Origin of the sequence: Mesorhizobium sp. M1428, assembly GCF_040317515.1 — a bacterium.
GTDB lineage: Bacteria > Pseudomonadota > Alphaproteobacteria > Rhizobiales > Rhizobiaceae > Mesorhizobium.
Window position 1 is genome coordinate 1 of record NZ_JAMYKT010000072.1, and the last position, 1,057, is coordinate 1,057.

Consider the following 1,057-nt stretch of genomic DNA (forward strand, 5'->3'; position numbering starts at 1 on the left):
TATCGCCGGTTGCGCCTGTGGCTCCCGTTGCGCCGGTATCACCGGTCGCGCCAGTCGAACCCGTGGCGCCGGTATCACCGGTCGCACCTGTGGCTCCCGTTGCTCCAGTGTCGCCAGTCGCTCCGGTCGCTCCCGTTGCTCCGGTATCGCCGGTCGTGCCTGTGGCTCCCGTTGCTCCAGTGTCGCCGGTCGCGCCAGTCGAACCTGTGGCGCCGGTATCGCCGGTCGCACCTGTGGCTCCCGTTGCTCCAGTGTCGCCAGTCGCTCCGGTCGCTCCCGTTGCTCCGGTATCGCCGGTTGCGCCTGTGGCTCCCGTTGCGCCGGTATCACCGGTCGCGCCAGTCGAACCCGTGGCGCCGGTATCACCGGTCGCGCCAGTCGAACCCGTGGCGCCGGTATCACCGGTCGCACCTGTGGCTCCCGTTGCTCCCGTGTCGCCGGTCGCGCCAGTGGCTCCAGTGGCTCCGGTGTCGCCAGTCGCACCAGTCGAACCGGTTGCACCCGTGTCGCCGGTTGCTCCAGTCGAACCTGTGGCTCCCGTATCACCGGTCGCGCCTGTGGCTCCCGTTGCTCCAGTGTCGCCGGTCGCGCCAGTCGAACCTGTGGCGCCGGTATCGCCGGTCGCACCTGTGGCTCCCGTTGCTCCAGTGTCGCCAGTCGCTCCGGTCGCTCCCGTTGCTCCGGTATCGCCGGTTGCGCCTGTGGCTCCCGTTGCGCCGGTATCACCGGTCGCGCCAGTCGAACCCGTGGCGCCGGTATCACCGGTCGCACCTGTGGCTCCCGTTGCTCCAGTGTCGCCAGTCGCTCCGGTCGCTCCCGTTGCTCCGGTATCGCCGGTCGTGCCTGTGGCTCCCGTTGCTCCAGTGTCGCCGGTCGCGCCAGTCGAACCTGTGGCGCCGGTATCGCCGGTCGCACCTGTGGCTCCCGTTGCTCCAGTGTCGCCAGTCGCTCCGGTCGCTCCCGTTGCTCCGGTATCGCCGGTTGCGCCTGTGGCTCCCGTTGCGCCGGTATCACCGGTCGCGCCAGTCGAACCCGTGGCGCCGGTATCACCGGTCGC

The 1,057-nt window shown here is 70.2% G+C and carries 1 protein-coding gene; it reads right to left on the minus strand.

Features of this window, described 5'->3' with window-relative positions; genetic code table 11:
* On the minus strand, positions 1-1,057 hold a 1,057-nt coding region (locus tag NKG60_RS32165), incomplete at both ends, for a hypothetical protein (protein WP_352976691.1).